Raw genomic sequence first — 23,949 nt, forward strand, 5'->3', positions numbered from 1 at the left:
GCATCGGTGCATCGTCCTCTGTATTACCAGTCGAACTTCACGTTGAAGTCCATGTAGCGCGGTGTTTCCGTCGACAACGCGGTGTGGTAAAGCGGGCTCAAATAACCCGTACCCGCGTTGCCACCAGCCGCACCTGGGCCAACGCCAATAGCGTATTGGGTGTAATAAAGGGTCGCAGCCTGCTCGTTGAAGACGTTGTGGATTTCCCACTGCATCGTCAGGTGCTTGTTCGCCCACGCTGGCGTATACGTCAACGCCAGGTTGAGCTGATGCGTCCATGGCGTATGGCCGCTGTCGCCCGGAGGAGACGGTTGGCCGCCAGAACCCACTAAGACGTACTGACCCGAGGCCGCATCGTACTGAACATTGGTGCCGTTGTTGGCCGGCGTGCCACCGCAGAAGTGCTGATACGGGCCGGTATACAAGCTCGGAATAATCTCGTCGCCGTAACCGCTCAAGCATACGTTCGGCGCACCCGACTGAATGATGTACGTACCGCTGACCATCCATTCCGGCGTAATGGCATAGGAGCCGAAGGCCTTGAGGGTGTGGCGATGGCTATTGGCCTGCTCACCGTTGGCGTATGCCATCAGGTCAGGGAAGTCCCACTGTGCCGTGGTCGAACCCGAAGCAGCGCCAATACGCTGGTTGGTGATCTGCCCAATGGGCGTGTCGGTCGGACCTTCGGTGCTGCCGTACGACTTGGAGAAGACGTAGTCGACTTTGGCGTACCATTTGCCGTCCCAGGTGTGTTCCAGGTAGCTCTCCAGTGCGTAGTATTTACGCGACGGCATCGGCCATGCGCAATTTGGCGACGTACCTCCCGCACCACCGCAGACACTCCCTACACCCGTGTTCGGATCCCAGATGGCATAACCGTCGGGTTGCGGGATGTAATTAGTTTTGCCCGGATTGACCAGACCCGGAATGATGGCGCCTTCATAGAGAACGTCGGTATCATCAACGAGATTGCCCGCCTTTTCCCAGGTCCCCTGCTCGCCCCACACCAACCCGGTGTCGCCGACCTGCTTCTGGAAGCCCAGCACGTATTCGTCCTGATACTGCGGCTTGAGGTTGGTCGAGGCGTAGTTATGGATATTGCCGTTGGCACCGCCATTCTCACCGTCGGGCGAGAAGAAACCTGGTACCGGACCACCCGTCGCTGCGACAGGAACCACACTCAAGCCGGTTGGCTGACCATTCGACGTGATGCCGGTATAGGTATAGACAACGGAGCCGTTGATGGAACCGAACTCCGGGTTACGTCCAGCCAAGCCTGCCGGCAACGCGAGATAGTAGCGTCCTGCGTTGCCGAAGACTTTGAATGTGCTGTCGTTAAACACGTCCCAGCTCGCGCCCAGGCGCGGCGCCCATTGCGGGCTGGTTTCCTTCACGTAGGGTTCGCCACCGAACCCTGTGTTTTCGAACTGATCGTTGCGCAAACCAAGGTCAAGCAACAGGTTAGGCATGACTTGCCAGCGGTCTTCGATGTATTGCGCCTTTTCGCGCGAAGCAATCGAGACGTCCGTCTGCGTGATGTCTTGTTGAACGTAGTTACCCGTAACATTGCCTGCACCATTAAGGAACGGCGCAGCAGAGACAAGCGAAGGTATACCAGTGAAGTAGTTCCAGGTGCCGCCACCAATGGTCGTGGCGCCGTCGTTATCGTCCCGGTACTGGATATTGTCGATACCAAACTTCAGGTCGTGATTGTCGGTGACCTTCCAATCCAAATCGACGCGCAGGTTCTCAGTCTTGGTGGTGTGTTTCGGATTGGGAAGGGAGTTACTAACCAGCTGCGGAGCTGCAACACCCGGCGGCACAACAAACCCGGTACCGAAAGTGACGGGAGAAACATCACTGCCACCCGCGAAGCTGCTGTAGTAATCCGCCCCCATCAGACCGTACATCACTTCAAGCGTGAGGTTGTCGGTGATGTAGGAGGTGTACTTCAGGATCCCGATGTTGTAGGTGTTCTTGAACAGCACATTGGGGGCGTAGTAGTTGCCGACCGACTGGTTCGAGTAGTTGTACTGATAGAAGTTGTCGCTGGTTTCATTTTGCTGGCTTCTGACGCCCGTCAATTCCAGCACGTTGCTGTCGGTGATGTTCCAGTCCAACTTGCCGTACAGCTTGGGGCTGCTCGTGGCAGTCGTTTCGTAGTAGCCCGCGGGCGACACCATACCGTTGTTCGTCGCCACGCCACGATCCGTGCCATTATCGTTGCTGTCGTGCTGCCATTCGGCCGTTAAGAAGAAGAACAGCTTGTCCTTGATCAGCGGGCCGCTGAGGTAGGCGTCATACACATTCTCCCAGTCGCTAGCCTGCTTGCGGCCCGTTTGGATCTGGCCGTAGCCCGCCGGATAGTTAGTGGTGCCCTGGTTCTGCACCATGTAAGGCTTTGAAGTAATCGTGTAAGTACCGTCAGGATTATTAGTGATGTTATAACCAATCGTGCCCACCGGCGTCTGAGGATTGCCGTAGTAGATGTTGTTGTAGTTGCTTTCGGCAAAGGACGGTTGCGTGGACACATACACACCGGCATGCCACTGGTTGCTACCGCGCTGACCAATCTGGCTGATCACGCCACCGGTCGAACGACCGTATTCAGGGCCGTAACCGCTAGTGATGGTCTGCTGCTCGGCAATGGCGAAGTACGGCAGCGAAATGCCGCCCGCGCCACCGATCGGATCGGTGGTGTTGAAACCGTTGAGGTAATAGGCGTTTTCCACGACGCTGTTGCCGCCCATCGAAACCAGCGGCGAACCGGTCGGCCCCGTGCCGAGGGAGGAGCCACCTGCGCTCACGCCGGGGGCAAGCAGCGCAATAGCTTCGGCGCTGTGAGCGATCGGCAGCGTCTTCAACTGCTGCGCGCTGATCACCTGGGTCTGGCGGGTGGAAGACACGTCGATCGCAGGCACCGAGTTGGCCGTAACCGTAACTGTGCTGAGGTTCTGAGCATTCTGGGCGGAGGCGGCGGTAAACGGTACCGACGTACCACCAGACACGGTTACCTGCACATGCTCCTGCTTAGCCACCACGTTGCCGTTTTGCATCAGCGACACGGTGTAATCGCCCGTCGGCAACTGGTTGGCGCCGTAGCGCCCACTGCTGTCGACTGCTACTTCGCGGGTCAGGCCAGTCTGGCTGTTGACGATGCGAACCGTCTCGCCAGCGGACACCGGCGCGGTACCAAACACGGAACCGGTGGTGGCCTGTGCGTGTACATACCCGGAAAGACCAAAGCCCATGGCGACTGCCATGGCCAACGCAGTGTGACGAACCGGCATCCTGATCGATGCAGGTGCAAATTTTTTAGTACCCATGAAGTAGAACCCCCAAGCGGCAAGAATTTCCAAATTAGAGATAAAAAGCCATCAACGCTCCCTTCCCGGCGCGACGCTTGACGACCAAGCCGAGTGGTCGACAGATCTTTATCTTCCCCATCCCCTACAAACTGCTTTAAAAATGCAACTTAACTGCTGTTTAGCAATTGTTCTTGCGAACATATGGTTTTAAATGACAAAAAGTCAACAGCAGGAAATTACGATGTAACGTCAAGAAAATGCGAAACACCCCTTGGCAGCACATTCTTGCGCCCCAAAGTTGCTGCCTTCCAAGTAAATCGACGCCCTAGCCTGTCCCGATGCACGTCGACACTATCACATGGATGCGTGGTCGATCAGCGCGAAATAGATCAGGCCGGGGAAGATGCCCAGTTTGTCTAATCAGGGAAACCCGCGCCGGAAGCTCTTCAAAGCTCTCGATCGTACTTACGTGGCTCGAGACGATTACTTTTCGGCAGAAAAACGAAAATAAAGGCAAGGTCGAGCGCGAGCTGACGTGTTTTTCATTGCTTTCATATGCCTTGGGCGTTCAAGCATCCGCAGCAACCATATGAATGTTGGTGGTCCAGACACCTCGGGACTTTCCGATAGCGAGGGCTTTTTTGGCCCGTGCTATCAGAACGGATCTCGACCACGGTGCTATCCCATGAGGGCTTCGATCTTGATACGAACGATCTGATCTTGCGCTGCAGTGTCTGGAACACACGATCAAGCACGCCCTTCTTGGCCAGCGGCACATCCTTGTGCAGACCGTATGCCAGTTGCCACTTGGGAGGCCACGCCATTTACAGCCACGCCCGGCGCCATAAGCATCGCGTTCAATATTTGAAGATTTGGCAGGCTGACGTTGCCGCGCTGTTGTCGCAAGCAGTTCTCGAACCAAACACTTGCAGTGTTAACAGCCCTAGTTCACCAGCTTGATAGCTTAAGCATTTATGACTTCAGGCTTCGCGCTTTATGGAATGCGATTTCCGATCCTCGCGTATTGAGTCAGACCGCAGCAACTTCGGAGCCGTTGTTCCAGCAGCCTCTTTGACTAGTCTCAGGCCATAGGCGCGCCGCCGCCACTGAGCTAGTCTTTCCGGGAATTCAAGTGATTTGGGGACGTTCATGACCGCACCTCAGGCGCAACCGCCGGTGGACCGTGCGGCAGGCCTGTCGATATCCGGCCGCCGTTTTTTGGAAGAAGCTGGCATAGCTTTAAGCCGCGGGCAACCCGATCTGGCGGAGCGTTCGCTGATTAGCGCGCTGGCACTGTCGCCCCATCATGCGGAAGTCCATCGCCTTATGGGCATCAGTTTTCAGATGCGGGGTGATCATGCGAAAGCGGCCGAGTCGCTGCGCCAATCGGTTGCGAATCGTCCTAATGACGCCAGCACGCTAATGAATCTTGGTAGCTCTCTCTATGAGATAGGTGCCATCGATGAAGCCCTGGCCATTTTGCGGCGCGCATGTGAGTTGGCTCCGTCAATGTCATCGGCGTGGTACAACCTGGGTAAGGCATTGAAAGCCCAATTGCATACGTCAGAAGCACGTGAAGCATTGCATCACGCTCTACATGCCGACGCCGGACACCTGCTTGCGCTGAGCAGCCTTGCAGATCTTGAAGTCAGCATAGGCGACATCCCCGCCGCGGTCAGCCACTACCGTGAATTGCTATGCCGTCAACCGGATCATCCAGGCGCCTGGTTCGCTTTGGCGAATCTTAAAACTGTGCCATTAAGCGCCGAAGACGTCAGCAAGCTGCAGAGCGCGTTCAACAAGCCCGGCCTGCCGGCCGATGCCCGCATTCCATTGGGCTTTGCGTTGGCCAAGGCACTCGAAGACCAAGCACAGTATCCGTCCGCCTTTGCAACGCTCAAGCAGACCAACGAGCTAAAGCGCAGCCTCGTCCAGTGGGACAGCAAAGCACATCGTGCCCGGATCGACGCAATCATGGCCGCTTTCGAACATCCCCTGCCCCTTCCTGTAGATCCAACGCTGGGGCAGGAACTTATTTTTATCGCCAGCGTTCCGCGTTCCGGGTCTACTCTGATAGAGCAAATGCTTGCCTCCCATCCATTGGTCGAAGGTGCTGACGAAATCGTCGACCTGCCACAAGTACTGATGACCGAATCGCATCGGCGTGGGCGGCCATTTCCACAATGGGTCGCCGAAGCCACTGCCGACGACTGGTATCGTCTTGGTCAGGACTATCTTGTCCGCACGGCGCGCTGGCGCATGCATAAGCCTCGATCCACGGATAAGAACATGTTCAACTGGGAACATGCGGGAATGATCAGGGCGATGCTTCCAGGCGCGCGCATCATCCGAAGTCATCGCGATCCGGTGGAAACCTGCTTCGCCTGCTTCCGCCAACTGTTCAGCAACCAGACCTATTACAGCTACGATCTCAACCAGATGGCGGCTTATTATGTGGAATACGCCCGACTGACCGATTTCTGGTTACGCCAGCACCCTCTGCACGTGCTCGATCTTTCCTATGAAGCCCTGCTGGCAGGACCGGAAGAACAATTGCAACGCCTGCTGCAGTTCTGCGGCTTGCCATACGATTCGCATTGCCTCGATTTCCACCTGACCCAGCGCACCGTGCGCAGTACCGCCAGCGCCGCACAGGTACGTCAATCATTGCGTAAGGACACGTCGCGCAGCGCGCACTACTTGGAGCAACTTGCACCCCTGCGAGAGCAACTGGCCGCAGGCTTGGCAGGCACCACGCTGGCACTCTGATCCTGCGCATCGATCCGCCACGCAAAAAGGCCGCCGGTTTTGCCGGCGGCCTTTTACTTTGAGACCGGAAGGCGGCATGGCCGCCTTCCTACTTTGAAATCGACTTACCAGTCGTAGGTCACGCCGAACTGTACGGTACGGGGCGTTTCCACTGCGGCAACGCCGTTAACGATGTCCGCTGACTTATACAGCGGATCCGACGCGCCGCCAGCCGTCGAGCCAAGGCCGGGATAAACCTGCGTGATCTTCTGCTCGTTGGTGACGTTGCGGATCTGCACCTGGAAAGCCAGCTTCTTCTGAGCCCATTCCGGACGGTATTCCAGCGCCAGGTCCAAGGTATGCAACCATGGCGTATAACCGGTGGTGCCCGGTACGGCCGGCTGGCCGTCGCACCAGTGATAAGCCTCAGTGCCGTACCCAACCGGATCTGTCTGCAACGGGCCATACGCGCCCAGGCAGGATTCGGGCGTGCCGGAAGCCAGGGTCAATATTGCGCTGACCGACCACTCAGGCAGGAACTGATAGGTACCGTAGCCCTTCAGCACATGCTTGCGCGAGTTCGCTTGCACGCCATTGGAGTACTGCATCAGCTGGCCGAAGTCCCACTGCTCAGTGGCGGAAACCGAAGCCGCACCCTGTCCGATGTTGGACTGCACCGGACCTTCGGTAGTGCCGTAGCTCTTGGAGTAGACGTAATCCAGCTTGGCCGTCCACTTGCCGTCCCACACGTGCTCGACGAAGGCTTCCAGCGAGTAGTAGTTACGCTTCGGTTGCGGGAAACCCATCTCGATGGCATTCACGTCGGCGGTATAGTAGCCGCCAGCCGGATTGGCCACGTTGATTATGTTGGTATCGCCAGGGTTGACCAGGATCGAACCATTGACGTTGAGCGGGCACGTACCATTCCAAGTGCCCAACGACGGATTCTGATTGACCAGCTGCTGACAGATCTCGCTGGTACCTTCAGCGGTATCGTCGATGATGCGATGCAGCTTGGTCCATGTGGCAGTCAAGCCGTAATCCCAGTTCTGTGCGAACTGCTGCTGGAAGCCCAACACAAACGAATCCTGGTATTCCGCACCCAGATTCTGGGCAGCTACCGTCTTCGGATCGAGTAGCTCACCGTACTCGTTATTAGGCGACACGGGCACGCCGGCGCCGCAGGTCTGGCCGCACGAAGCGATCGGCGTTATCCCGGTCGGAAGACCGTTAGGTGTAATACCCGTATAGGTATAGTACGAATTGGTGTAGATGGACGCCGAAGCCTCGCGAATCGCCACACCTGCCGGCAACGCCAGATAGTAGCGGCCGGCATTACCGAACAGCTTCATGCTGGAGTCGCCCAGAATGTCCCAGCTGAAGCCCAGGCGCGGCGCCCATTGCGGCTTGGTCAGGCGCACATATGGCTCGCCGTCGGGGTTGTAGTTGGTGAAGGTGTCATTACGCAGGCCCAGGTTCAACAACAAGTTCGGCGTGGCCTGCCAGGTATCCTTGATGTATTGCGCGCGCTGCTGCACTTCCACGGAAGCCGCAGTCACGTAGGTATATTTGCTTGCGTAGTAGCCGTTGGCATCCGGCAATCCCACGTACGGTGCTATGCCCGGTGTACCGAGAATGGGCTGGCCTGGCGTGGCATTACCGTAGATCCATGCATAGCCCGGGCCGGTCGTGGTGGTGCCGGCGTTACGCAGATTGGTCGTTTCGTTATCGATACCGGCCTGAAGCGTGTGGTCACCCAGCTTGTAGGTCAGGTCAAAACGAAGGTTGACGTCTTCCGACTTCTGGTTGGGGCTGTCGATGGTGTTGCTGGCCTGATTGGTCAGGCATGACGTGGATGGGCAATATGCAGGGTTTTGGTACTGCGTATCGAGAATGGCCGGCAGCGTCGAGTTGGCCGGGTTGCTGTAGGTGTACGTGCCATCCATCTTGCCGATCATCGCGTTCAGCGTCAGATCGTCGGTGATGTAAGACGTAAACTTCAGCACATTTACGGTGAACTCCTGCTTCTCGGAGTTCAGGTAGTCAACCGGCGTACCTTCGGCCTTGTCGGCATAGTCATAGTTGTAGACAGAACCACCGTACTGGTAGTTGTTCTTCATCGACGTCAACGACAGGATGTTCGAGTCGGTGATATTCCAATCGATCTTCGCGTAGTACTTCGGATCGGTGGTGTGGGTCTGATATTCCTGGTTCTGGGTGTTCGGCTGGATCAGGTCCGATGACGTGCGGTCGGCTTCTGCAGCCAAGAAGAAGAACAGCTTGTCTTTGATCAGCGGACCGCCAACGTAGGCGTCATACACCTGTTCCCACTGGCTATTGCCGTTGCGATAGTCCAGCAAAGTGCCCTTGGTTGCCGGATAGTATGGGCTTTCATAGTAAAGATTACCCTGCGTGCCCATGGTGCCGGCCGGCGTAAAGAATGCCGCACCACCGAAGTGCCAGGTATCGGTGCCGCTCTGGCCAATCTGGCTGACCACGCCGCCGGTCGAACGGCCGTATTCCGGACCATAACCGTTGGTCAATGTTTCCTGCTGCGAGATCGCGCCATAAGGCAGCGTAATGCCACCAGCGTTACCGATCGGATCGGAAGTATTGAAGCCGTTGATGTAGTAGGCGTTTTCAGCGGTCGACGAACCGTTGAAGGAAAGCAGCGGCTCGCCGGTCGGGCCTCCACCCAGCGCCGAAGCGCCGGCCACCGTTCCCGGGGCCAGCAGCGCAATAGCTGCGCCCGAACGCTGCAGCGGCAGGTTCTTCAGCTGCTGGGCGGTGATGACGGAGCTTTCCTGGGTGGAGCTCACGTCGATCGGCGGAATCGCGTTTGCCGTCACCATCACCGAAGACAGGTTTTGCGCATTGGCGCTGCTGGCCGCTCCATTGGTGAAGTCGACTGCCACGGCGCCCGCAGCTAGCGCGGTTACGCCCTTCCTCGTCTGCACGATCTGGCCGTTCTGCATCAGATTCACATCGTAAGTGCCGACCGGCAGCGTGATGTTGTAATGGCCAGAATTGTCGACTGGCACCGTCCGGTTGAAGCCCGAGCCACCAACAATCTGCACGGTTTCGCCACTAGCAACCGGCGCCTGACCAGAAATGGTGCCCGTGGTGGACTGTGCGAACACATATCCAGAGAAGCCAAACCCGATGGCAACAGCCACGGCCAAGGCAGTGTGACGCACCGGCATCCCCTTCGATGCAGGCACAAGCTTCTTAGTATTCATCTAGTAAAACCCCCAGCGGCATGAAATATCAAAAGCCTCAACAGATCGCCCGCACCTTCCGGTATGCCGGTCGAGCTTGGACAAAAAACGAATTTGAACGCTGTTCTTGATCTCCCCATCCCCTACAAACCCATCCCTGCAAACTGCCCGGCAGTAAAAACGAGCCTTAACGGATGTTTAGCGACACCGTGAACATAAAGGCGAAAATAACAAAAAGTCAACGGTAATAGTTTGCACCATCCCGCAATATATTGCGAGACAGATGAGCCTCCGGAGCTTTTGCCGCATCACACCAAGCCTCATGACCCACCCGACTCATCCTCAAACCTCAGATGCTTGACGCTTCGCCCATTCCGCCGCACCAGCTTCAAGGCCTCAATGCCAACGCGGATGTGCGCTTCCACATACTTAGTGGTCACGCTGCGATCGCTGAGTTCAGTCTTGACCCCTTCCGGAATCATCGGCTGGTCGGAGACCAGCAGCAAAGCTCCGCAGGGGATGTGGTTGGCGAAGCCGGCGGCGAAGATGGTCGCGGTTTCCATATCCACTGCCATGCACCGGGTACGGCGCAGGTATTCCTTGAAGGCCTCGTCGTGTTCCCACACGCGGCGGTTGGTGGTGTAGACGGTGCCGGTCCAGTAGTCGTGGCCCAGGTCGCGGATCATGGTGGAGACGGCACGCTGTAGCTGGAATGCGGGCAGTGCCGGCACCTCGGGCGGCAGGTAATCGTTGCTGGTACCTTCGCCGCGGATGGCGGCGATGGGCAGGACCAGATCGCCGAGCTGATTCTTTCTCTTAACGCCGCCGCATTTACCCAGGAACAGCACCGCACCCGGCTGTATCGCGCCCAGCAGATCCATCATGGTGGCCGCATTGGGGCTGCCCATGCCGAAGTTGATCATGGTGATGCCGTCGGCGGTGGCGCTGGGCATCGGCCGGTCCCGCCCACGCACTTCCACGCCATGCCATTCGGCGAACAGGTCGACGTAGTGACTGAAATTGGTAAGCAGGATGTGCGCGCCGAACTGATCCAGCGGCACGCCGGTATAGCGCGGCAGCCAGTTGGTAACGATCTCGTTTTTAGTCTTCATACAAGCTCTTGTTTCAGCACGGCGAGCCTTCGCCATGCGTTACCGACGACGCCACGTCGGCGTTAGGCCAGATTTGAGTGGTCTCATCTTAAGGCGTGCGCGTAGCCCCCGCGCGGCGGCTGTTCAAAGCGGCTTTCGCATTCCCTTGAAGTGGCACACTTCACCATCCTCGCCCATGGAGGAAGCGGCATGCTGGCTTGCGGCTGGATCGTTGCCCTGATCGTACTGTTCGGGCTCGCCTATGCCGGCCGTGGGTGGCTGGCCTGGGTAAGCGCCCTTGCCGTGCTTTTTCTCACCTGGTACCTGAGCGGCATCGATTCGCCGCAACTCTTTACCCCGCTCCTGCTTGCCTGCGTGCTGCTGGCCGCCGTCACCGGCATCGTGCCGCTGCGCCGCGCCTTGTTCGCCCGCTCGCTGTTGCCGTTGCTCGGCAAGGTATTGCCAAAGCTGGGCAACACCGAACGCATTGCCCTGGAAGCCGGCACGGTGTGGTGGGATGCGCAGATCTTCTCAGGTGCCCCCGACTGGAAATACCTTGCCGACTTCCGCTGCAAGCCGCTCAGTGAAAAGGAGCAGGCTTTCATGGATGGGCCGGTGACGCAGCTTTGCGACATGATCGACGATTGGCAGATCCAGCAAGAGCGCGATCTACCCCCCGAGGTATGGGATTTCCTCAAGCGCGAACGCTTCTTTGGCATGGTGATTCCGGAAGCATTCGGTGGCCTGGGCTTTTCCGAAATCGGGCACTCGCGCGTGGTCACGCGCATCGCCAGCCGCTCGATTGCGGCAGCGGTGACCGTAATGGTGCCCAATTCGCTGGGCCCCGGCGAATTGCTGGTGCATTACGGCACCGAGGAGCAGAAGCAACGCTACTTGTCTCGCCTGGCGGATGGCCGCGACATTCCCTGCTTCGCCCTTACCGGACCGGAAGCGGGCTCGGATGCTGCCGCCACGCAATCCAGCGGGATTGTCGAGCGCGGAACCTGGAACGGGGAACCGGTACTTGGCCTGCGCCTGAACTGGAACAAGCGATATATCACGCTGGCGCCGGTGGCGACCCTGATCGGCCTGGCCTTCCAGCTGAAGGACCCGGATCGCCTGCTGGGCGATACCGTCGACCGCGGCATTACCTGCGCGCTCATCCCGCGCGATCTGCCCGGTATCGACATTGGCAGGCACCATGATCCGATGGGGGTGCCGTTCCATAACGGCCCCATCCTTGGCAAGGATGTATTCGTGCCGCTGGATGCCATCATCGGCGGCGTGGAGCAGATTGGCCTTGGCTGGCGCATGCTGATGGAATCGCTGGCCGCCGGCCGCTCCATTTCCCTGCCCGCGCTAGCGGTCGGCGCAGCGCAGATGTCCACGCGCATCTGTGGCGCCTATGCCACCGTGCGCGAGCAATTCGACACCCCGATCGGGCGCTTCGAAGGCATCGAGGAACCCTTGGCGCGGATTGCCGGCCTTACCTATCTGATGACCGCCGCCCGCACACTCACCTGCGCTGCGCTGGACGTCGGCGAGAAGCCGGCCGTGCTTGGCTCCATCGTCAAGGCCTATCTCACTGATGCGATGCGCGAGGTGGTCAGCGATGCCATGGACATTCGTGCCGGCGCGGCGATCCAGCGCGGGCCGCGCAATGCGCTGTCGCGCATGTGGATGTCGGTGCCGATCGGTATCACGGTGGAGGGGGCCAATATCCTCACCCGCTCCATGATCGTCTACGGCCAGGGCGCGATCCGCTGCCATCCATGGGTGCCAAAGCTCATCGCGGCGATCGACGCAAGAGATCTGCCCTCGCTGGATCGCGGCACGTTCGGCTACATCAATTTCTTTTTCACTCGCGGCGTGCGCGCGTTCCTGCTGGGCCTGACCGGCAGCCGGCTCGCACGTATTCCCGTCGATACCGAATTGAAGCGCTATTACCAGCAACTCACCCGGCTCTCCTGCGCCTTCGCGTTCGTCTCGGACGTATGCATGGCTACGCTGGGCGGGTCGCTCAAGCGACATGAAAAGATCTCCGGACGCCTGGCCGATGCGCTGGCCTGGCAATATCTCGCCGCCGCCACGCTCAAGCGCTATCACGACGAAGCCAAATTCGCCTCCAACTACGACCTTGCACGCTGGGGCGTAGCCAGTGCGCTCTACCAGACACAGGAGGCCCTGCGCAGCGTGCTGGATAACCTGCGTGGTCCACTGGCGATGATTGCGCGCTGCCTGGCATTTCCATTGGGCGCACACTTTCGCCCTCCGTCCGACCTGCTCGGTCAGCGCGCTGCGCGCGCGATCCTCGAAGACCGCGATGCCCGCATCAACCTCACGCAAGACATCCACGTGCCGGGCCCGAACGATCCCGGCCTGGGCCAACTGGAGGCCGCACTGGCGAAAGCCGTGCTCGCCATTCCGGTGGAAACCAAGCTGCGCGATGCCGTGCGCGCCGGCCGGCTGGAGCGTGCACCGAAGGACCGGCTCGACGAACTCGGCCTGGCCGCCGGCGTCATCACGCAAGCGGAATACGAGGCCCTGGCCGCGGCGCAGGCGGCCCGCGATGCCGTGGTGCAAGTGGACGCCTTCGATGCGGAAACTTACCGGCAATTGCGTTGAAATCCCGCGGGAACTTGGCGCACTGCGACAATCACCTGACGTTAGCGCGTGCTATGTTCAGCGCGCCATCGAAGGTAAGGGTTTGGCGATATGCGAATGGGCTTGGCAATCGACGCTTCCTGCGACCTGCCGCAGGATTTTCTGCAGCAACACGACATCGCCGTCATGCCCATCGCGGTCCGGGTCGACAACGCCCTGTTCAAGGACGACCGCGATCCAGCCGAGATCCAACGCTTCCTCAACCTCAAGCTGGGTAGCCGCAGCCATTCGGCGGAAACCGAGCCTTGTTCCGTGGAAGACGTACAAAAGCTATTCCTGGAAAAGCTGGTGCTGGAAAAGGATTGCGTGTTCTGCCTCACCATCACCGCCACACGCAGCCCGATCTATGAGCACGTGGTCAAGGCCAGTTTCGCGGTACTGAAAAACTACCGCCAGGTACGCGAGCCGGCCGGCATCACCGGGCCCTTCCTGATGCGCGTGATGGATACGCGCAGCCTGTTCGCCGGTTCCGCGCCCTGCGTGGCCGAAGCCGTGCGCCTGATGCAGGCGAATGAGGCACCCGCGGCGATCCGCGAGCGGCTGGCCTATATCGCCGAAAATTCCTACGGCTACATGCTGCCGCGTGATCTTTACTACTTGCGCGCCCGCGCCAAGAAAAAAGGCGACCGCAGCGTCGGATTGTTCAGCGCCGTGCTCGGCTCCACGCTGGATATCAAGCCGTTGCTGCGCGGCTACCGTGGCGATACCACGCCGGTCGGCAAGGTCCGCGGCTGGGAACACGGCTGCGAAACACTGTTCCAGTACGCTGCCGACCGCGTCCGCGCCGGCCTGCTGGTACCGGTGATGTGCACCGCTTATGGCGGCGATCTTTCCGAACTGCCGAAATTGCCAGGCTATGCCAGGCTCGCGGAAGCTTGCGAAGAATGCGGCGTCACCCTGATGCAGGCGCCGATGAGTATCACCGGCATGGTCAATGTCGGCGAAGGGGCGGTCACGGTCGGCTTTGCCGCCGAAGAGCATGCGGTGGAGTTCTGACCGCAGGCGCAAGGCGTATCCCGGCCGGCGAACCGGAATCGAGACATGAGTCGCGTCGACATCTCCATGTTGCTCCTCGCCATCCTGTTTATCGCGGGCCAACCGGACGCTGCGCAAGCCGGCACCACCACGGTCTACAAATGCAGTTCGGCCAAAGGCCAAGTCGTCTACCAAGGCACGCCTTGCGCACGCAGCCAGCAGCAGCGAACCATGCAGCTTGAGGACAACGGTCCCGCCACGTCGCCCTTATCGGAACCTGTCGACGACACCGCTTCCGCGATGGGCGCCACCCGACCCGCACCGCGTCCGCTACGCGAGCCACCGCCTCCCATGTATCGCTGCCTCGATGCGGTGAACCACAACACTTACCTGAGCAGCCACGGCGACCCGCAGCCTTACTACGCGCCGCTGGCCGTTACCGGCATGATTCCCACGTCGTTGGGCCAGCCTTCCGTGCCGCCCGGCCGCGGCAGGGCCACCGCGGCAACGGTAGCCAGCCACTATGTGCTGGTGCGAGATACCTGCGCGCCAATGACGCCCGCCGACACCTGCGCGGCATTGCGCGACCAGTACGATGAAAACGAACGCAAACTGTCGCGGGCGTTCAAGAGCGACCAGCCGCCCCTGCTGCAGCGCGAGAGTGAGTTGATGGCGGCCCTCGCTCATTGCTGAGCGAGGTAGCTCGCTTCGATCAGAATCCGTAGTTGAGAAATCCGCCGTCCACCGCCAGCAACTGGCCGGTGATATAGCTGGCGGCGGGAAGGCACAGGAAAGCGATGGCCGCCGCGACTTCCTCCGGTTCGCCGATACGCCGCAGCGGCGTGCGATCCAGCACCTCGTCGAGGTAGTCGGCATCGGTGAGCGCGGGTTCGGAACGTTGGGTGCGGATATACCAGGGCGCAACCGCGTTGACGCGGATGCCATCGATCGCCCATTCCGCGGCCAAATTGCGGGTGAGCTGGTGCAGCGCCGCCTTGGTCATGCCGTAGGGCGAGCCGGTGCGGACGTGAGTGACGCCGGAAACCGACCCTACGTTGACGATGGCCGCATTCGCATGCTGCACCAGATGCGGATGCGCGAGACGGCACATCTCGTAAGCGGAGAATAGATTCTGTTCGAAGATTGCGCGGTACTCCGCGGCGTCATAGTCGAGCGTGGCTTTCGGCGTATTGCCGCCGGCGTTGTTGACCAGGATCGACAACGGCATTTCCAGGTCCGCGATCCAGTCGAACACCGCCAGGCGATCCTCGGCTTCGCCCACATCGGCGGCGAAAGCCAACACGTCGACGCCCGGATAGTCGTCTGTCAATTCCACCCGGACCTGCTCGAGATAATCGCCATCGCGCGCCACCAGCAACAGGCTTGCGCCCAAGCTGGCCAGTTCGCGCGCGGCGGCATAGCCAATGCCTTTGCTGGCACCAGTGACCAGGGCGGTATGGCCCTGCAATTGCCAGGCGTCTATGCGGCTGTTCATGCGCGCAGCTTACACGACTTGCCTGGGGCGCGAAGCAGCAGGAGACTGCACGCCATCTGCCGATCGGGGCCCATGCCATGAAAGTCGCTACCGCAGTGCTCTGCCTGTTCGCACTCGCCGCGTGCAGCAATAAACCACCTGCGCCGCAATCCGAACCAAAGACCACCGCCACGCAGACAGCCGCACCATGGGACGCCATGAAGCAGGACGAACAACGCGCCCGAGACGTGCGCAGGCTGGCCGAGAAACAAGCCGCCGACCAGGACAAGCAGATCGAGCAGCAAACGCAGTAAGCGTTATTCGCGGTCGCTGGCGTTTGGACGTCTGTACGGCCAATACTTGCTACCTTCGCCTGATACAGGCAAGGTTCGAGCATGATTTCCGATACCGCACAGCAAGCCGGCATGGCATCCCCGCCATTGCTGGATATCCACGAAGCCAGTGTCTTGCGCGGCGAGCGATTGCTCCTGGATCGCCTCAGCCTGCGCCTGGCGGTCGGCCAGCACACTGCCATCCTCGGCGCCAACGGTTCGGGCAAATCCACGCTGATCCGGCTTATCTCGCGCCAGCTCTACCCGTTGGCCCGCCGCGACGGAGCGCCCGTCATCCAGGTATTCGGCCGCGACCGCTGGAGCGTGGCCGAACTGCGCAGCCTGGTCGGCATCGTGTCGCCGGCCTTGCAGTCGGATTACACCGGCGATGCATCGCTGGAAGTCTTCGACACCGTGATATCCGGCTTTTTCGCCGCACGTGGCGTGGGCCTGGATCATGCGATCAGCGGCCCGATGCGCGAGCGCGCGCTCGAGGCGCTGGAACACATGGAAGCCGCTACGCTGATCGGCCGCGAGATGGCCAGCCTGTCCACGGGCGAGGCCCGTCGCGTATTGATCGCACGCGCCCTGGTGCATCGCCCGCGCGCATTGTTATTGGACGAACCCTGTGCCGGCCTGGACCCGGCCAGCCGGCGGCGCTTTCTCGAGAGCCTGCGACAATTGGCCCAGCGCGGCGTGACCTTGCTGCTGGTCACGCACCACGTGGAAGAAATCCTGCCTGAAATCGACCATGTCGTGCTGCTGCGGCATGGACGGGTACTGCGGCAGGGCAGCAAGGCGAGCGTACTGACCGACGGGGCACTCACCGCCGCGTTCGATATCGCCATGCGGGTTGAATGGCGCGGCGATTATCCGCACGCCGTCGTCGGTTGACCGGCGCCGATGCGGCAACGGCGCCAGCGACTAGCCGTCACCGTGGCGAGCAAAAACAATACGAATATACGTTCGGCCGCCCAGCCTGCGCCGTGCGCAACATCTGCAACTCCGGCGCAAGCATCGGCAATTGCGCTACCCATGGCGGCAGCCTCAGGCCGTAGCTTTGCAATGCCGACACCATCGCATCCTGGTTGAGGCTGACGAAAAAGCGATCGAAGGCGCCCATGGGCGGTTGCTGATAGCGCACGGCGTAGTCCTTGCCCAGCCGCGCCAGCTCGGCGGCCGCGCCGATCGCCGTATCGAGCCCGCCCAACTGATCGACCAGCCCGCGCTGCCGCGCCTGCTCACCCGTCCACACTCGTCCCTGCGCGATCGCGTCGATCGCGGCGTAATCTTTTCCGCGCGCCTGCGCGACGCCACCGACAAAATCGTGGTAACCCTTGTTGATGATGGACTGGATCACCGTGCCGACTTTGGGATCGAGCGGCCGGCTGATGTCGAACGCGCCGGCCAGCGGACTGGTACCTACGCCGTCGCTGGCGATGCCAAGTTTGCCCAGCGCGTCAGGCACGGTGTAGTACATGCCGAAGATGCCGATCGAACCGGTGATGGTATTGGGCTCGGCATAGATCTTGTTGGCGTTCATCGAGATCCAGTAGCCGCCGCTGGCGGCCACGTCGCCCATCGATACGACCACCGGGATGCCGGCTTGGCGTGTCTGCTCCACTTCGCGGCGGATTTCCTCGGCAGCGTACACTTCGCCGCCCGGCGAGTTCACACGCAACACCAGCGCCTTGGTGCGCTTGTTTTCGCGCGCAGCGCGGATCAGCGCCGCAGTCGACTCGCCGCCGATCGAACCGGCTGACTGTTCGCCGGAGGAAATCTCGCCTTCGGCCACCACCACCGTGACGGCCGGATCGCCCGGCTTGTCGCGGCTGGGCACGCTGGCGACGTAGCGCTCCAGCTCGACGCCACGGATACCGTGGCCGTCCTTGCCGGCCGGCACGCCCTGCTCACGCAGCATCTTGACCAGTTGCTCGCGCGTGGCCACGCCATCGATCAGATGTTCGTCCAGCGCAAGTTTGGCCAGATCGCCCTGCGCAGCGGCGATGCGGTCCGGCAAGTCGTCGATATCCGCGCGCAACGCCGCCGGATCAAGCTTGCGCAGCTTCGCCACGTCATTGATGTAGCCATCCCACAGGCCACCCATCCAGTAACTGTCCGCTTCCTTGGACTCGGGCGATGCGTGGTCAAGGATGAAGGGTTCGGCCGCGCTCTTGAATTGGCCCACACGGAACAGATAGACGTTGACGCCCAGTTTGTCGAGCAGGTCTTTGTAGAAAAGGCGGTAGTTCGACAAACCGGTGATCAGCAAACTGCCTTGCGGGTCGAGCAGGATGCGGGTGGCATGTGCGGCGAGGTAATACTGGTATTGATCCAGGCTCGATGCCCACACCAACATGGGCTTGCCGCTAGCGCGAAAACGATCCATTGCCGCGCCTACCTCGGTCAGCGCCGCGAAGCCGCTGCTTTGCAGCTTGTCCGGATCGAGCACGATGCGCGTGATGCGCGGATCGTTCGCCGCCGCATCGATGGCGCCGACCAGATCGCGCAGTTGCGTTTCTTTCGGCTCATTGCCGGAAAGCTTGGACAATGCACGTTGCACCGGATTGACGCTGTATTGCTCCACCAGCTGCCCTTCCGGCTTCAGCACCAGCACACTGCCGTCCTGGATCGCGTTGAGGCGCCGGGCCGCGCTCACGCCCAGTACCAGCAGCAGCAACAGCGCCAGCAAGCCAAAGAACACCAGATTGATGATGACCAGCCTGACCGCGTTGAGGCCGCGCCCGCATCCGCGCAGGAAGGCCCAGAATCCGTTCGGTTGCCGTGGCTGGCGCAGGGGCGGAGGCGTGGTCATGGATCAGGATTCCTAAAGGTTGTTTGCCAGCGCAGCCGCTCGGGCAACGCCGGTCATAAGGGCATCGTCGCATCCGAGGGTGCGGGTGCGACAGGGTCAAACGTACCGGAACGGTGCCGGTGCGAACTGCGCCAGAAGCGCGCGAACAACAGCAAGGCGGCCATGCTCAGGCCGGCGATCAGGCCCATCCAGATGCCACGGGCGCCCAGCCCGGCGTGGAATGCCAGCCACCAGCCCACCGGCATGCCAACCATCCAGTACGCAAACAAGGTGATCGCCATCGGCAGGCGCGTGTCCTTCAAACCGCGCAACGCGCCATTGGAGGCGACCTGGATACCATCGGAAAACTGGAACAGGCCCGCCAGTACCAGCAATTGTGCCGCCAGCTCGATCACGGTTTTGTCGTGGGTGTAAAGCGAGGCGATGAAGTGCGGAAAGCTCAACATCAGTCCAGCCGATACTAGTTGCGTGACCAGCGTCAGGCCGATGCCGCAAAACCCGGCATAGCGCACACCGGAGGCATCGCCGCGACCTACCGCGTTGCCGACGCGCACCGTGATCGCCATCGCCAGTCCCAGGGGAATCATGAAAAACAGCGATGCCACATTGAGCGCCACCTGGTGACTGGCGACGATGTCCTCGCCCATGGTGCCGATCAGCAGGGCCGCGGCCACGAACAGGCCGCCTTCCGCCAGCAACGTAACGGCCATGGGCACGCCGATATGCATCAGCTTGCCGATCTGCTGCAGGTTGGGCCATTCGAAGTGGTCGAACAACCCCAGCCCCCGGTAATCAGGATGAAAGAATACGTAGATGCCGAACGACAACATCTCCAGCCACAGCACCGTCGCCGTCGCGATGCCGCAGCCGCGCGCGCCCTGCGGCGGCAAGCCCAGTTTGCCGAACATGAAGACGTAGCCCAGCGGTATCAGCAGCAGCAGGCCACCGAAACTGAAATACATGGACGGGCGCGTGAGCGAAAGGCCTTCGGACAAACCGCGCAACGCGAAATAACAAGTCAGCGCAGGCGCACCCCAGCTGATCGCGCGCAGGAACTCGCCGACATCGATATATAGACCCGGCGATACGCCGATCAGCTTGATCAGCGGCTCGGCGTGCCGCACCGCGAACCACAGCACGACACCCACGCCCAATGCCAGCCATACGCCCTGGTGGAACACCGCGCCCACTTCGTGCCGGCGGCCCGCGCCGTCCAGTTGCGAGACCGATGGCGGCATCGCCATCATCATGCCGATGCCGCTGACGATCGCCAGCGTCCAGATGCTCGCACCTACCGCCACGGCGCCCAGCACGTGGGCGCCGACATGTCCGGCGAGGATGGCGTCGATCACATTGCTGCCAACGGCGGCAAGCTGGGCGAGTATCAGCGGCAGGCCTAAGCGAACGGTGGCGCCGATCTCCCGCGACGCTCGGGCACGGTCGAGAGGAAAGGGTTTCATGAATGAGGGTGCTCCGCGGCCGGCCATTGTACTGCGGGGAGGAACATGGCGAAGCTCCCGCCACCGTGGCTCACGCCCCATTCCCCTCTTCCCGCTGCAATGCCAAGATCCATCGCTGCACCACGGGGAGCACGGCATGAAGCAAATGATTTCGTTCGAAGGCGTGCACTGCGCCAACTGCCACACGTCGCTGGAGGGCGAGTACTGCCATCACTGCGGACAGTCGGTTCATAGCGTATTGCGTCCGGTGCATGGGCTGTTCGAGGAATTCTTCGAGACTTTCCTGCACATCGACGGACGCATCCTGCATACGCTGCCGCCGCTGCTGCTCAAGCCCGGCTTTCTCACCCTGGAATATTTCAGCGGCCGGCGCGTGCGCTACATCGCGCCGTTCCGGCTGATGTTCGTGCTGTGCCTGCTGTCCTTTTTCGTGCTGCACCTGGCGACCGACGTCATCGCCAACCGTATCGAACAGCGCCACCAACATGTAAGCCTGCTCGACAGCGGTACCGATTTCGCCCAGGCGCAGACGGCACAGGATGTACAGGCCCAGCTGCAACGTCAGCTGGCCCCTCTGGAAGCTGCGCGCGCGGCGGGCAACGCGGCGCTCGCCACCCAGGTCGACGAAGCCGAACGGCGCCTGCGGGGCCGGGCCAGCCAACGCTTGGCCGAACTCGGAGCACCCGCCCATACAGCCAGCGTGGAAAGCGAGCCGGCTACATCACGCGATAGCGATGCCAGCGATCTGGTGCCGCCGGTAAGCATTGGTTGGCTACCCGGCTTCGCCAACGAGCGCCTCAGCGGGTTGGTGCGGCACCTCCTGCAGAATTGGCACGCGCTCCAGTACGGCAACGATGCACAGCGCCAGGAAGCACAGGAACGCATCGCCGCTGGCATGTATGGCGCGCTGCCCGGCACGATGCTGGTGCTGGTCCCGGTCTTCGCGCTGCTGTTGAAGCTGTTCTATGTCTTCAAGCGCCGGCTGTACATGGAGCACCTGATCGTTTCCCTGCACAGCCACGCCTTCCTGTTCCTGAGCCTGTTGCTGGTGGTCATCACTGGCCTGCTTTCTACCTGGCTCAAGCCGCACGCGGCGTGGGTCGGCGGCCTGGTCGGCCTGTTGCAGGCTCCCTTGTTGATCTGGATACCGGTCTATCTGCTGCTCATGCAGAAGCGGATTTACCGCCAGGGCTGGGCCATGACTGCCGTGAAATTCTGGTTCATCGGCTGGTTTTATTTCTGGTTGCTGGTCTTCGCCTTGGCCATTGCCACGGTCCTCGGGTTCGCCCACTGATTGTCATCTGCGGCATGGCAAAAGCTTGGTTTTACACAGCGTCAAGGGATTGACATACACACGTGTCAAGTGCGTGAGGCCTGCTAGGACTCGAACGAAGCGATGTTGCAATTCATTGAAATATAAGACGATTTTAATGTGGTCAAAAGTTGAACAGCCTGTCATAAGCGCCGTTCTGATGCGCGAAAAGGCTTGCTCTCAACGGCGCATCCACAGACTTATCCACAGGTCTTGTGGATAAGGGAAAAACCACGGGCTGATGAGCTACTTAGCCCTTTTTCCTCGATGACAGGGCAGCAATCGTCGGCAAGCTTCCATCCCCACATTCTTCAGCGCCATACCCTGGCTCGATGAGGGGCGATACACTCGACCGCTGCCGGACAACCTATCGCCATGCCATCCGTTCTCCGCGTCGCCCTGCCGGTGCCCCTTCCCACTTTGTTCGACTATCTACCGCCGGTGGCCGGCGATGCAGCGGCGGGAAGCCGCGTACTGGTCCCGTTCGGCCGCGGCAAGGCGGTGGGCGTGGTGGTCGAAGCCGATGTCCCGGCGCATGTCGGCAGCACGCGGCTCAAGCGCGTCTCGCGCCTGCTTGATCCGTCGCCGTTGCTGGATGCCGAACTCATGCAGAGTCTGGCCTGGGCCGCCGACTATTGGCTTGGCGCACCGGGCGAGGCCTACGCCAACGCATTACCCTTGCTGCTGCGCGAAGACAAGCCGTTGCCCGAGACCCGCGAACCGGTCTGGCAGTTGACCGTGGCCGGACGAAGCGCACTGGACGCAGCCAGTCGGCGCGGCAGCAGCCGTGCATTGCTGCAGGCGCTGGTCGAGGGACCTTTATCAGCGGCCGACCTGGATATCCGCCTTGCCGACTGGCGCGCCGCGGCGCGGCGCCTGGGCGAGGCCGGCCTGATCGAGAAAGGCGCAGCGGCGGCGGCATCCTTGTCCACTTCCGTCGTGGCAGCCCCGCTCTTGCATCCCGAGCAGGCCGCCGCGGTCGATGCCGTGGCCAGCGCTTTCGGCCGCTTCCAGCCGTTCCTGCTCGACGGCATTACCGGCAGCGGCAAGACCGAGGTCTACCTTGCGCTGATCCAGCAGGCGCTCGCGCAAGGCAAGCAAACGTTACTGCTGGTGCCCGAGATCGGGCTTGCGCCGCAAACCGTGCGCCGCCTGCGCGAGCGCCTGGGCGTGCCGATCGAAGTGTTGCATTCCAACCTGGCCGAAGGCGAGCGCGCCCGCGCGTGGCTGCGCATGCGCTCGGGCGAAGCCAAAGTGGTGCTGGGTACGCGCTCGGCTGTCTTTACGCCGATGCCGCAGGCTGGGCTGATCATCGTGGACGAAGAACACGACAGCGCCTACAAGCAACAAGAAGGTTTCCGTTATCACGCGCGCGATCTCGCGCTGGTGCGCGGCCGCGCGTTGCAGGTGCCCGTATTGTTGGGCTCGGCCACGCCATCGCTGGAAAGCCTGGCCAACGTCGAGGCAGGCCGCTATCACGCCCTGCATCTGCGCTCGCGGCCCAGTGCGGCGCACCCGCCGCAGGTGCAGATCGTGGACATGCGTGCACAGCGATTGGAGCACGGCCTGTCGCCCGCGCTGTTGCAGGCGATTGGCGAAACGGTCGCGCGTGGCGAACAGGTGCTGGTGTTCCGCAATCGCCGCGGTTATGCGCCGGTATTGCTATGCCATGCCTGCGGTTGGCATGCGGAATGCCCGCGCTGCGAACGTCCGCTTACCCTGCATGCGGCATGGCGAAAGCTGGTATGCCATCACTGCGACAACCAATCGCCCGTGCCCGCCGCCTGCCCTGCTTGCGGCGGCCAGGACCTGAAGCCGCAAGGCCAGGGCACCGAGCGGCTGGAAGAAGCGCTGGCCGCGCTGTTTCCGCAAGTCCCCGTGCTGCGCATCGATCGCGAAACCACGCGCCGCCGCGACGCTTTTGAACAGTTGCTCGATAATTTGCAGGAAGACGCGCCCGCCATCCTGGTCGGTACACAGATGCTGGCCAAGGGCCATGATCTGCCGAACCTTACCCTGGTCGCCATCGTGGGCGTGGACGAAGGCTTGCTAAGCGTCGACTTTCGCGCCAGCGAACGACTGGCGCAGCTCGTCGTGCAGGTAGCCGGACGCGCCGGACGCGCGCGCAAGCCTGGGCGGGTGGTGTTGCAGACGCATCATCCCGACCACTTGTTGTTGCGTCATCTGCTCGCACAAGGCTATGCCGCTGCCGCCAAGGCATTGCTGGCCGAACGCCGCCAGGCAGGATTGCCGCCTTGCGGCCACCAGGTGCTGTTGCGTTGCGATGCGCATCAGCGCGCCGCGGTGGATGCATTTCTGTCCGAGGCGTGCGCCGCACTGCCCGACAGCGATGCCGTGCAGATTGCCGGTCCCATGCCCGCCCCCATGCCGTTGCGCGCGGGACGCCAGCGCGGGCAGCTGTTGATCGAGTCGGCCAGCCGCCGCGACCTGCACGCCGTGGTGCGCCCGTGGGCGCTGCACCTCACGCAGCTGCCCAGTGCGCGCAAGGTGCGCTGGACGCTCGATGTCGATCCGATCGATCTGTATTGATC

General features: G+C 61.2%; 14 protein-coding genes and 1 pseudogene. 8 read left to right on the plus strand and 7 right to left on the minus strand.

Annotated features, from left to right (window positions below; all coding sequences use genetic code 11):
- Nucleotides 1-23 precede the first annotated feature (23 nt).
- Nucleotides 24-3,326 (minus strand): TonB-dependent receptor, encoded by a 3,303-nt coding sequence (locus ISP15_RS07230; protein ID WP_404546531.1) that lies wholly within the window; start codon nt 3,324-3,326, stop codon nt 24-26.
- Between the two features lie 431 nt (nt 3,327-3,757).
- Nucleotides 3,758-4,214 (minus strand): annotated as a pseudogene (locus ISP15_RS07235) (transposase); the annotation flags it as partial.
- Nucleotides 4,215-4,457: 243 nt separating this feature from the next.
- On the opposite strand from ISP15_RS07235, the gene ISP15_RS07240 reads away from it, so the two are divergent.
- Nucleotides 4,458-6,077: a tetratricopeptide repeat-containing sulfotransferase family protein gene (locus ISP15_RS07240; protein WP_404546532.1), complete on the plus strand. Its 1,620-nt coding sequence runs from the start codon at nt 4,458-4,460 to the stop codon at nt 6,075-6,077.
- Between the two features lie 104 nt (nt 6,078-6,181).
- Here the strand turns inward: ISP15_RS07240 and ISP15_RS07245 are convergent, their stop codons facing one another.
- Both ISP15_RS07245 and ISP15_RS07250 read right to left on the minus strand, forming a co-directional pair.
- Entirely contained in the window at nt 6,182-9,259 is a 3,078-nt protein-coding gene (locus tag ISP15_RS07245; protein ID WP_404546568.1) for a TonB-dependent receptor plug domain-containing protein, read from the minus strand.
- A 335-nt stretch (nt 9,260-9,594) separates the two neighbouring features.
- On the minus strand, nt 9,595-10,386 hold the full coding sequence (locus ISP15_RS07250; RefSeq protein WP_404546533.1) for an AMP nucleosidase: 792 nt from the start codon (nt 10,384-10,386) through the stop codon (nt 9,595-9,597).
- A 150-nt stretch (nt 10,387-10,536) separates the two neighbouring features.
- On the opposite strand from ISP15_RS07250, the gene ISP15_RS07255 reads away from it, so the two are divergent.
- The 3 genes from ISP15_RS07255 to ISP15_RS07265 all read left to right on the plus strand — a co-directional run bounded on the left by ISP15_RS07255 (nt 10,537) and on the right by ISP15_RS07265 (nt 14,697).
- Nucleotides 10,537-12,990, plus strand: a complete 2,454-nt coding sequence (locus ISP15_RS07255) for an acyl-CoA dehydrogenase (protein WP_404546534.1) — start codon at nt 10,537-10,539, stop codon at nt 12,988-12,990.
- Nucleotides 12,991-13,080: 90 nt separating this feature from the next.
- Nucleotides 13,081-14,025: a DegV family protein gene (locus ISP15_RS07260; protein WP_404546535.1), complete on the plus strand. Its 945-nt coding sequence runs from the start codon at nt 13,081-13,083 to the stop codon at nt 14,023-14,025.
- 45 nt (nt 14,026-14,070) lie between these two features.
- Nucleotides 14,071-14,697, plus strand: coding sequence for a DUF4124 domain-containing protein (locus ISP15_RS07265; RefSeq protein WP_404546536.1), 627 nt, complete (start codon nt 14,071-14,073; stop codon nt 14,695-14,697).
- A gap of 19 nt (nt 14,698-14,716) precedes the next feature.
- Here the strand turns inward: ISP15_RS07265 and ISP15_RS07270 are convergent, their stop codons facing one another.
- Nucleotides 14,717-15,499 carry an SDR family oxidoreductase gene (locus ISP15_RS07270; RefSeq protein WP_404546537.1) on the minus strand — a complete coding sequence of 261 codons (783 nt, stop codon included), beginning with the start codon at nt 15,497-15,499 and terminating at the stop codon, nt 14,717-14,719.
- A gap of 77 nt (nt 15,500-15,576) precedes the next feature.
- Here ISP15_RS07270 and ISP15_RS07275 point away from each other — a divergent pair, with 77 nt between their 5' ends.
- Together ISP15_RS07275 and ISP15_RS07280 are read left to right on the plus strand one after the other, a co-directional pair.
- On the plus strand, nt 15,577-15,792 hold the full coding sequence (locus ISP15_RS07275; protein WP_404546538.1) for a hypothetical protein: 216 nt from the start codon (nt 15,577-15,579) through the stop codon (nt 15,790-15,792).
- 81 nt (nt 15,793-15,873) lie between these two features.
- Nucleotides 15,874-16,704: an ABC transporter ATP-binding protein gene (locus tag ISP15_RS07280; RefSeq protein WP_404546539.1), complete on the plus strand. Its 831-nt coding sequence runs from the start codon at nt 15,874-15,876 to the stop codon at nt 16,702-16,704.
- A gap of 37 nt (nt 16,705-16,741) precedes the next feature.
- On the opposite strand, the gene sppA is transcribed toward ISP15_RS07280, so the two are convergent.
- Nucleotides 16,742-18,625 carry a signal peptide peptidase SppA gene (sppA, locus tag ISP15_RS07285; protein ID WP_404546540.1) on the minus strand — a complete coding sequence of 628 codons (1,884 nt, stop codon included), beginning with the start codon at nt 18,623-18,625 and terminating at the stop codon, nt 16,742-16,744.
- 53 nt (nt 18,626-18,678) lie between these two features.
- Nucleotides 18,679-20,085, minus strand: a complete 1,407-nt coding sequence (locus ISP15_RS07290) for an MATE family efflux transporter (protein ID WP_404546541.1) — start codon at nt 20,083-20,085, stop codon at nt 18,679-18,681.
- Nucleotides 20,086-20,221: 136 nt separating this feature from the next.
- Here ISP15_RS07290 and ISP15_RS07295 point away from each other — a divergent pair, with 136 nt between their 5' ends.
- Nucleotides 20,222-21,379: a DUF3667 domain-containing protein gene (locus tag ISP15_RS07295; RefSeq protein WP_404546543.1), complete on the plus strand. Its 1,158-nt coding sequence runs from the start codon at nt 20,222-20,224 to the stop codon at nt 21,377-21,379.
- A 393-nt stretch (nt 21,380-21,772) separates the two neighbouring features.
- Entirely contained in the window at nt 21,773-23,947 is a 2,175-nt protein-coding gene (locus ISP15_RS07300; protein WP_404546545.1) for a primosomal protein N', read from the plus strand.
- The last annotated feature ends 2 nt before the right edge of the window (nt 23,948-23,949 follow it).

It is taken from the genome of Dyella jejuensis (assembly GCF_044904675.1).
GTDB lineage: Bacteria > Pseudomonadota > Gammaproteobacteria > Xanthomonadales > Rhodanobacteraceae > Dyella_B > Dyella_B jejuensis.

Coding starts and splice junctions, on each gene's coding strand:
- ISP15_RS07230 (WP_404546531.1), bottom strand. CDS start 3,326: ATGGGTACTAAAAAATTTGCACCTGCATCGATCAGGATGCCGGTTCGT.
- ISP15_RS07240 (WP_404546532.1), top strand. CDS start 4,458: ATGACCGCACCTCAGGCGCAACCGCCGGTGGACCGTGCGGCAGGCCTG.
- ISP15_RS07245 (WP_404546568.1), bottom strand. CDS start 9,259: ATGCCGGTGCGTCACACTGCCTTGGCCGTGGCTGTTGCCATCGGGTTT.
- ISP15_RS07250 (WP_404546533.1), bottom strand. CDS start 10,386: ATGAAGACTAAAAACGAGATCGTTACCAACTGGCTGCCGCGCTATACC.
- ISP15_RS07260 (WP_404546535.1), top strand. CDS start 13,081: ATGCGAATGGGCTTGGCAATCGACGCTTCCTGCGACCTGCCGCAGGAT.
- ISP15_RS07265 (WP_404546536.1), top strand. CDS start 14,071: ATGAGTCGCGTCGACATCTCCATGTTGCTCCTCGCCATCCTGTTTATC.
- ISP15_RS07270 (WP_404546537.1), bottom strand. CDS start 15,499: ATGAACAGCCGCATAGACGCCTGGCAATTGCAGGGCCATACCGCCCTG.
- ISP15_RS07275 (WP_404546538.1), top strand. CDS start 15,577: ATGAAAGTCGCTACCGCAGTGCTCTGCCTGTTCGCACTCGCCGCGTGC.
- ISP15_RS07280 (WP_404546539.1), top strand. CDS start 15,874: ATGATTTCCGATACCGCACAGCAAGCCGGCATGGCATCCCCGCCATTG.
- sppA (WP_404546540.1), bottom strand. CDS start 18,625: ATGACCACGCCTCCGCCCCTGCGCCAGCCACGGCAACCGAACGGATTC.
- ISP15_RS07290 (WP_404546541.1), bottom strand. CDS start 20,085: ATGAAACCCTTTCCTCTCGACCGTGCCCGAGCGTCGCGGGAGATCGGC.
- ISP15_RS07295 (WP_404546543.1), top strand. CDS start 20,222: ATGAAGCAAATGATTTCGTTCGAAGGCGTGCACTGCGCCAACTGCCAC.
- ISP15_RS07300 (WP_404546545.1), top strand. CDS start 21,773: ATGCCATCCGTTCTCCGCGTCGCCCTGCCGGTGCCCCTTCCCACTTTG.